The 8,650-nt window shown below is 43.4% G+C and carries 7 protein-coding genes and 1 tRNA gene; 2 read left to right on the top strand and 6 right to left on the bottom strand.

The genetic code is table 11. The features are described 5' to 3' along the window. On the top strand, positions 1-1,137 hold a 1,137-nt coding region (locus WS40_RS06705; RefSeq protein WP_046441251.1), incomplete at its 5' end, for a recombinase family protein. Between the two features lie 195 nt (positions 1,138-1,332). On the opposite strand, the gene WS40_RS06700 is transcribed toward WS40_RS06705, so the two are convergent. From WS40_RS06700 to WS40_RS06675, 6 genes are all read right to left on the bottom strand, one after another. Beyond that, a tRNA-Leu gene (locus WS40_RS06700) sits at positions 1,333-1,419 on the bottom strand. A 303-nt stretch (positions 1,420-1,722) separates the two neighbouring features. After that, positions 1,723-2,253 (bottom strand): QueT transporter family protein, encoded by a 531-nt coding sequence (locus WS40_RS06695; protein WP_038671335.1) that lies wholly within the window; start codon positions 2,251-2,253, stop codon positions 1,723-1,725. A 131-nt stretch (positions 2,254-2,384) separates the two neighbouring features. After that, entirely contained in the window at positions 2,385-3,248 is an 864-nt protein-coding gene (gene fba / locus WS40_RS06690; protein WP_046441249.1) for a class II fructose-1,6-bisphosphate aldolase, read from the bottom strand. A gap of 100 nt (positions 3,249-3,348) precedes the next feature. Then, a complete protein-coding gene (locus WS40_RS06685) occupies positions 3,349-3,921 on the bottom strand; it encodes an ANTAR domain-containing response regulator (RefSeq protein ID WP_022288387.1) in 573 nt (190 codons plus the stop codon). A gap of 33 nt (positions 3,922-3,954) precedes the next feature. Next, a complete protein-coding gene (locus WS40_RS06680; RefSeq protein WP_038671331.1) occupies positions 3,955-5,274 on the bottom strand; it encodes a glutamine synthetase family protein in 1,320 nt (439 codons plus the stop codon). A 126-nt stretch (positions 5,275-5,400) separates the two neighbouring features. Further along, a complete protein-coding gene (locus WS40_RS06675) occupies positions 5,401-7,398 on the bottom strand; it encodes an NAD(+) synthase (protein ID WP_046441247.1) in 1,998 nt (665 codons plus the stop codon). Positions 7,399-7,563: 165 nt separating this feature from the next. Between WS40_RS06675 and WS40_RS06670 the strand changes: the two genes are divergently transcribed. Then, positions 7,564-8,649, top strand: a complete 1,086-nt coding sequence (locus tag WS40_RS06670; protein ID WP_046441245.1) for a sensor histidine kinase — start codon at positions 7,564-7,566, stop codon at positions 8,647-8,649. Position 8,650: the final 1 nt, after the last annotated feature.

The raw sequence follows: 8,650 nt of genomic DNA, 5'->3' as shown, positions 1-8,650 counted from the left end.
TCCTTACCCCTCGGTTACAAGCGTGACCGAAACACAAATACTGTTTTGGTAGACGATGAAACAGCTTGGATAGTGCAGGAAGTATTCAAGCTATACGTTGACGGCTACGGCTTGACCACAATCGCAAAGAAGATGAACGAACGTGGAATAAAATCACCAGAATACTATCAGCGCAGAAAGCTAGCAGATTGGAAACCCGACATCTCTAAAAAATACTTGTGGGTACAAACAGCAGTCAAACGCATTCTCACAAATGAATTATACATTGGCACAATGGTTAATCATAAGACAGTAACTTCAAAAATATACAAAACCAAAACTTTCATTCCGCCCGAAGAACAGTATCGCCATGAGAATTTCTGCGAACCAATAATTGATGAAACAACTTGGAAACAGGCACAGTTTTTACTGGAACAGCGTTCACAGATTAATCCACGTTCGCAAAATGGCAGGAATCTTCATCGCTATTCCGGATTAATAAAATGCTCCGACTGCGGGGCTTGCTTTGTAGCTCGCACAAGAAAATGGAAAGGCAAAGAGTACGTTGAATACACTTGCAACAGCGCACACCGCTACGGCAAGCAATACTGTACTCCGCACACAGTCCGTGAAAATCAGCTTGACGCTTTGATCGAAGATGAAGTCCGAGGACTTCGTGAAACGATACTTGCCGAAAGCGAACGCTACAACAAGATTGTCAAGGATTGGGTAAAGAAAAAGCCGCTGTATGAACGTCAGATACAGCAGCTCAACGATAAGATATTATCACTCCGACAGCAGATCGAAGATTTGATTATAGAGCGAATCGGCGACAGAGAACACGCACAAGTTTACAACAATATGATTACTAAGCGTGAAGAAGAAATATCCGCTATTGAAAAACGGATAACCGACTTGAGGGAATATGACAAAATCTGCAAACAGAGAAAAGAACAGCTTAAAAACACAACACAGATACTTGATGAAATCCTGTCCGAGGGTACGATTTCGGATATCAATCTAAGAATGTTAGTCAAGCGAATTTTCATTCATCAAAATGAAGATAAAAGTCTTGATATCAGATTCGAGATGAACGGAGAGTTTAATGGAACTGTCAGCGTGTTTATTGAGCCAACAGAAGAATTAGAAAGTGCATAGAAATTAAAACGAAATCCGCAGTATCGCCTGCGGATTTGTTCGTTACATATATGAATATATTAACCGACAGACGCATTAGCTATGGTAGTGCGTTTTAGCATAATATCAATTAAAAATTGTTCTTAGAGCCAGCGTGTCTGCCCATTTATTTTTACTGGAGCAAAAGAAAAAAGCCCGATAAAATCGAGCTTTTCGTGGTGCGGATGACGGGACTTGAACCCACATGACCTTGCGATCACTAGCACCTGAAGCTAGCGCGTCTGCCAATTCCGCCACATCCGCATATAAAAATTTGAAACTTTTACTCGGCTCAAATCCAAAACCGAGGTGGGTGCTTATCACACTAATCCACATTTATGATGAACCAGAAAGCAGCCAAGCAAATAAATTCACTGTCGTTACGCTGCCTGAAGCTAGCGCGTCTGCCAATTCCGCCACATCCGCATATTTAACGTTGCTCAATGCAACGTATATATTATATCATATTACACGTACTTTGTCAATACTTTTTCGCAGTTTTTTCGATAAAAACGCCAAAAAATAAAGCCTGACTAAAAAGTCAGGCTGATTTTTATATCGGAATCATCACCCGTTTTTAAACTGCTCACTAAGAGCCTGATCGCTCATGCCGAAAGTCACAAGCTTGCTGAAATACTTGTTCTTCATAAGCGCCTTGATAAGTATTACACCAACTATCGTTACGCATACAAATTCGCCTAAGGCTACCCAGCCCATGTTCACAAGAAGCGGCGTCTTGAAGACATATGTCAGTTCAAAGCCAACTATCACCGCATTTGATATCACCGGGAAAAGCGACGCAACTACAAGATTTACCTTGTTTCTCAGCAGATAGATAAGAACCGCTGCCACAACTGTAGCAAGCGTTCCAAATACTACGTCCACCATTCCGAGCGTACTGAATAGATTGACTATCAAACAACCTATAGAAAGCGAAATGATGTAATCCTTGTTGAAATAACAAAGTAGCATCAAAACCTCAGATATGCGGAACTGTACCTGTCCGTATGCAAGCGAGCTGCAAAGCATCGTAGCCACAACGTATATCGCTGCAATAAGTCCCATGTTTGTTAAACGACGTGCACTGAAAATTTCCATAAAAAAATCTCCTTGTTTTTATTTGTGAGTGGTTGATCTAGGTTACACTCTATTTAATTGGAAAATAAAATAACATAAAAAGGCTGCCGCCGAAACGACAGCCCGTTTATTTACGTTAATTTAGCTATTGATTAAGCCTTGCCAACAGAACCGAAGAGTTCCATCTTCTCCTTGACCTTAGCCTTGATAGCCTCGAAACCAGGTTTGAGAAGCTTTCTTGGGTCAAAGCCCTTGCCCTGAAGATCCTTGCCCTCTTCAATGTACTTTCTTGTAGCCTCCTGGAATGAAAGCTGGCACTCTGTGTTTACGTTGATCTTTGCAACGCCAAGTGAGATTGCCTTCTTGATCATGTCATCAGGAATACCTGTACCACCGTGAAGTACCAGTGGCATATCGCCAACCTTTTCCTTGATAGCAGCAAGTGTCTCGAATGAAAGACCTGGCCAGTTTGCTGGATACTTACCGTGAATGTTACCGATACCAGCTGCGAGCATTGTAACGCCGAGATCAGCGATTGTCTTGCACTCGTCTGGATCTGCGCACTCGCCCATACCTACAACGCCGTCCTCTTCGCCGCCGATAGAACCAACTTCACACTCAATTGAAAGACCAAGCTGATCTGCAACGTGAACGAGTTCAGTTGACTTAGCAAGGTTCTCATCAAATGGATAATGTGAACCGTCGAACATGATAGATGAGAAACCAGCCTTTACGCACTTGTAGCAGCCCTCATATGTTCCGTGGTCAAGATGAAGTGCAACAGGTACTGTGATACCAAGCTCTTCGTCCATTGCCTTAACCATAGCGGCAACTGTCTTAAAGCCTGTCATGTACTTGCCTGCGCCTTCAGATACACCAAGAATTACAGGTGACTGCAGTTCCTGAGCAGTGAGAAGGATAGCCTTTGTCCACTCAAGGTTGTTAATATTGAACTGACCTACAGCATACTTGCCTGCAAGTGCCTTCGTCATCATTTCCTTAGCTGAAACTAACATTTTTTAACGACCTCCGTTATTTAAAATTTTCCTCTATTATTATACAACATTACACCGTAAATTGCAATAGCGTGACATTAATTTAACAATTATGTAACATTTAAACCTCGTACATCTCGATGACCTTCTGAGCCACCTCGATCTTTGTGCATCTCTTATCCATAGCCTGCTTTTCAAGATATTTATGAGCCTGCTGTTCTGTAAAGCCAAGATACTGCATAAGTGAGCACTTTGCTCTGTTTATCGTTCTTATCTCTTCAAGCTTTTTGTGCAGTTTCAGGTTCTCAGACCTTATGCCCAGCATTCTTTTTCTTGCGGCACTGACAAATTTCATTGAACGGTAAAAATACTGTCTGCCTAGTGGCTTTGGTATCACCATTACGCCGAAATCTTCCAGTTTATCCGCAAGGATATCCGCATTTTCCGACTTTGCGATAGCCACACAGCTTGCGTCAGTTGAGGTGCAGACTATCTCCGCAAGCTCGTTGCCATATTCGTCTGACAATGGACAGTTTATCACGACACAGTCATAACTGCCTGACCCTACCGCACGCCTTGTTTCAAGACCCGTTGCGGCTATAGAAGTCTTGCAGGTGGGAAAGGTTTCTTTTAACAGACTCACAAGCATAGCTGTTGCCTTGTCATTGCTTGAAGCCACAAGTATCCTGTCCATTTCCCCACCTCCTTTTTTTAGCTTTCTCTGACATTACAGATGATAAAAATATCTGGCTGTTTCAAACTGCTCCTTATCGGCAGCTCTCTCATATTCTATGATAAGCTCCTTTTCTATTGCGATAAAACGCTCCAACATATGCTCAGGAAGCCTATCCGCAAGAAACTCGCTCTTTTCAGCACGTTCCACTGCCTCTTTCAAAGACTGCGGAAGTGTTTCAAGCTTTGCAAGCTCGCTTTCATCTGCCGAGCCTATATTGAAATTAAAAGGTTTTGGAAGTTCTTCCTTATTTATAACGCCGTCTATGCAGGCATAAATAAGCAGACCCATAGCAAAGTAAGGATTACAGGTGTTGTCTGCTGAACGGAGTATTATACCATTCTCATCTGTATCAGCAAGCGGTGCACGAAGAAGCTGTGCATAATTTTCATGTGACCATGAAATGTACTTAGGTGCAAGCAGACTGCCAAAACGTTTGTATGAATTTGTAGTGGTGTTTAGAAACAGCGTCATATCGCCAACGTTTTTCAATATTCCTGCTATCATGCGCTCAGCCTCTTTGGAAAGTCCGCCAAGCTGAGGTCTGAAAACATTTTCCGTGCCTTTCATGCACATGAGCATTATATGCAGACCAGATCCGCAGTTGTCGACGATAGGCTTTGGCATGAACGTTGCGTAAAGCCCATTTCTGTCAGCCACAGATTTTACAACGTTCTTGAATGTCACAAGATTATCGGCGGCTTTCAGTGCGTTTGAATACTGAAAATCTATCTCGTTCTGACCTGGACCGGTTTCATGTCTTGAGCTTTCTGGGAAAATATCCATTTGCTCAAGTGTCAGGCAGATATCACGTCTGAGGTTTTCTCCCCTGTCAACAGGTGCAGCGTCACAATAGCCTGCATAATCGTGAGGACGCTTTGTAGGCATATCAGTATCGTCCTTTTCAAAGCAGTAAAACTCGCATGAAGTACCTATCTGGAAGTTATATCCCTTGCCCTTCGCATATGCGATAGCAGTTTTGAGGAAAAACCTGCCATCCCCCTCGAAAGCCGTTCCGTCAGGATATTTCAGGTGGCAGAAAAATCTTACTACCCTGCCGTGCTGCGGTCGCCATGGAAGAAGCGCCAGCGTATCAGGGTCAGGGAAAAGTCTAAGGTCTGAAGCAGTCACATTCAAAAAGCCACCGAGCTTTGAAGCGTCAAAGATAAGTCCCTCTCTGAATATTTTCGGCAGCTCGCCTGCTATAACAGAGATAGTCTTTAGCGAACCGAATATATCGCAGAACATGAGCTTTACGAACTTTACGTCGTTTTCTTCAACGAACTGCAAAACCTCTTTCTCTGTGTATTTCATAATAAATCCTCCGTAATGATACTGTTCAGAAAAGTTTTCCGTTCCTTACTTATAATTATATCTGAACAGCCAATTCTGTAAAACCGAGCAGTTATAAAGATTTTGTTACTTTATTTTTACCTTGCGTTATTTGTCGATATCCTCCAGCCAAAGCTTAGCCACAGCGTCAGACGGCATTCTCCAATCCCCTCTCGGTGACAGGGTAACAGAACCGATCTTTGCGCCGTCAGGCAGGCAGGAGCGTTTGAACTGCTGTGAGAAAAATCTGCGATAGAATGTTTTGAGCCACTTGTCTATGACCTCGTCAGGATAATCCCCCTCAAAGGCATATTTCGCAAGCCTTTTCACCTTTGACGGCTCAAAGCCCCAGCGTATGCCATAGTAAAGGAAGAAGTCATGAAGCTCATATGGACCGACAAGGTCTTCTGTTTTCTGTGTCATCTCAGTGCCACTCTCGTCGGTAGGAAGAAGCTCAGGAGAAACAGGAGTGTCCAAAATATCGTACAGTACATCTCTAAGAGTATCAGATGTGCAGGTGTCGCCGTAATACTGAACGATATGCCTTACCAAGGTCTTAGGGATAGATGCGTTCACACCATACATGGACATATGGTCGCCGTTGTAGGTCGCCCAGCCGAGAGCAAGCTCGCTCAGGTCGCCTGTGCCGACCACCATTCCGCTCACCTGATTTGCGATATTCATAAGCACCTTTGTGCGCTCTCTCGCCTGACCATTCTCGAACACAACGCTGTGATCGTTATAATCGTGACCGATATCTTCAAAATGCTGTAAAACTGCATTTGAGATATCCACCTCTCTGAACGTTACCCCCAAAGCGTCGCAAAGTATCTCCGCATTGGAGCGTGTGCGCTTTGTTGTGCCAAAGCATGGCATCGTCACCGCAACGATATCAGTATGAGGACGTTTCAGCAAGTCCATTGCCATTACACATACAAGCAGTGCAAGCGTAGAATCAAGTCCCCCTGAAATGCCAATGACCACAGTTTTGGAATGTGTGTGTGCGATACGCTTCATAAGTCCATGGGATTGCATTTGCAAAATGAGGTGACAACGCTCATTTCTCTCCGCCTGATTTGCAGGGATAAAAGGCGTTTTAGAAAATTTCCTTGTAAGCTTGGTATCACACATATCAAAGGTGATATAATCTACAGGCAGAACGTCAAGAAAATACGGCTTATAAATTTCATTTAGCTGATCCCAAACCGAATTGCTCTCAGGATAGGTGGAGATCTTTCTTCTCTCGAACGCAAGCTTTTTGAAGTCTATCTCAGATATAGTTATGCCGTTTTCAAAAAGTCTGCTCTCTGCAAGTATAGAGCCGTTTTCCGCAATGATATTGTGACCCGAAAAGACCATATCCTGCGTTGACTCACCGTCACCGGCGGAGCAGTAGATATATCCTGCCACCAGTCTTGCAGACTGATTTGACACAAGCTGTCTGCGGTAAGAATCCTTGCCGATGACCTCATCGCTTGCGGACAGATTGCAAATAAGCGTTGCACCCGATTTAGCAAGATAATTTGAAACAGGGTCAGCCACCCACAGATCCTCGCAAAGCTCAAAGCCTATCTTCACGCAGTCGCTTGGCTGCTCGCCGTTGTTTTCCCAGTTGTCAAGCTCAAAGACATACTGTCCCATTTGTGCAGAATGCATATCGTCATCGGCAAAATACTGTGTAAGCTCAAGCTGGATATTGCCGCCCATATATGGTGCAAAATGCCTTGCCTCATAAAACTCGTTATAATTCGGTAAATGCGTTTTCGGTATAAATTTCAGTATCTCACCGTTTTGTATAACTGCCGCACAGTTATAAAGCTTGCCCTTTGCCCTCACAGGCATACCAACAGCCACAAGCATATCGCTGTTGACAGTTTTCTTCGCTATTTTCACAGCACCGTACATCGCCCTATCAAGCAAAGCGTTCTGAAAGAACAAGTCCTGACAGGTATAACCTGTTATGCAAAGCTCAGGGAACACAGCGACCTTTACGCCCTCTTCCCTGCACTTTTCAAGTTGACTGATTATTTTATCCACATTGAAGTCAACGTCTGCCACCTGTATCTCAGGGGTGCAGGCGGCGACCTTTATAAAACCGTCTTTCATAAAAATAAGCTCCTTACAAGAAATTATCATTGTTATCATTATACCATTTTTTATAGGTATAAGTCAATGATTTTTACAGTATAGCAAAACTATTTTAGAACGATACTAGACAATCGGCCACTAATGTGTTAAAATTGAGATATCACATCAAAGGGGGAACGCCATATGAACAAGCTGTGGGATAAGTTTCTTTTAGGCCTTAGCTGCTGTGCATTCATGCTTGCAGAGGGAACAGATCCGTCAAACATCACCACATTGCTATTGGCTGTCATATGCTCCGCTATCTTTCAAATAAAACCAAGCTCTGCCGTTGCATACCTTTCAGTTATTGCGTACAGCTCACTTTGCATTTTCAGCAAAGAAGCTTTGATACTCGCCCCTTTGGTGCTTTATGATGCTTTCTGTACAAAATTTTACCCTGCTATGGTCTTAACATTCATAGGCGTACTTGCAAATATATTCACTCTGGGAAAAGACATCTTCCCGCTTGTCGCTCTTTTTTTGGTAAGCTTCACAATTTCAAGCCGCAGCGTTCTGAACGAAAAGCTGACAAAAATGCTCATAAATACTCGTGACAATTCAAAAGAACTTACCACCCAGCTTGTAGAGAAAAACAAAGCCATGCAGAGAAATCAAGACTACGAGATATATCTTGCCACTCTGAAAGAGCGTAACCGCATTGCAAGGGAGATACACGATAACGTGGGACATATGCTCACAAGGTCTATTTTACAGCTTGGTGCGCTCTCGGTCATAAACAAAGATGAAACTGTCGGTGAAGCCATCAACGACCTGAGCGGCACGCTAAACACCGCCATGACGAGCATACGAAGCAGCGTTCATGATCTTCATGACGATTCTATCGCACTAAAGCCTGCTGTTGAAGACTGCATAAGACCTCTGAAAGACAGATTTGCAGTAAGCTGTGATTATGACTTTTCCGAAAGAATGTCACGAGATGTGAAGCTTTGCTTTATTGGCGTTATAAAAGAAGCGCTTTCCAATACTGCAAAGCACAGCAACGGTGACAGCATAAAAATAATCATTCGTGAACACCCTGCTCTTTATCAGCTTAGTATTGCAGACAACGGAAGCTGTCCCGAAAAGATAGACGAAAGCGGCATGGGGCTTGCCAATATGCGTGAGCGTGCGGCTTCTTTAAATGGAAACATAAACATCACATCGGGCAGCAAGGGATTCCGCATTTTTCTGTCTGTGCCGAAACAAAGCCTGACTGAACGGAGGTCTTGAC

The organism is Ruminococcus sp. N15.MGS-57 (genome assembly GCF_000980385.1).
Taxonomy (GTDB): Bacteria; Bacillota; Clostridia; order Oscillospirales; family Ruminococcaceae; genus Hominimerdicola; species Hominimerdicola aceti.
This window is presented reverse-complemented; position numbering and strand designations above follow the sequence as displayed.

Excerpts from the sequence above, each read along its gene's own strand:
- WS40_RS06670 (WP_046441245.1), top strand. The coding sequence starts at position 7,564 with ATGAACAAGCTGTGGGATAAGTTTCTTTTAGGCCTTAGCTGCTGTGCA.
- fba (WP_046441249.1), bottom strand. The coding sequence starts at position 3,248 with ATGTTAGTTTCAGCTAAGGAAATGATGACGAAGGCACTTGCAGGCAAG.
- WS40_RS06695 (WP_038671335.1), bottom strand. The coding sequence starts at position 2,253 with ATGGAAATTTTCAGTGCACGTCGTTTAACAAACATGGGACTTATTGCA.
- WS40_RS06675 (WP_046441247.1), bottom strand. The coding sequence starts at position 7,398 with ATGAAAGACGGTTTTATAAAGGTCGCCGCCTGCACCCCTGAGATACAG.
- WS40_RS06680 (WP_038671331.1), bottom strand. The coding sequence starts at position 5,274 with ATGAAATACACAGAGAAAGAGGTTTTGCAGTTCGTTGAAGAAAACGAC.
- WS40_RS06685 (WP_022288387.1), bottom strand. The coding sequence starts at position 3,921 with ATGGACAGGATACTTGTGGCTTCAAGCAATGACAAGGCAACAGCTATG.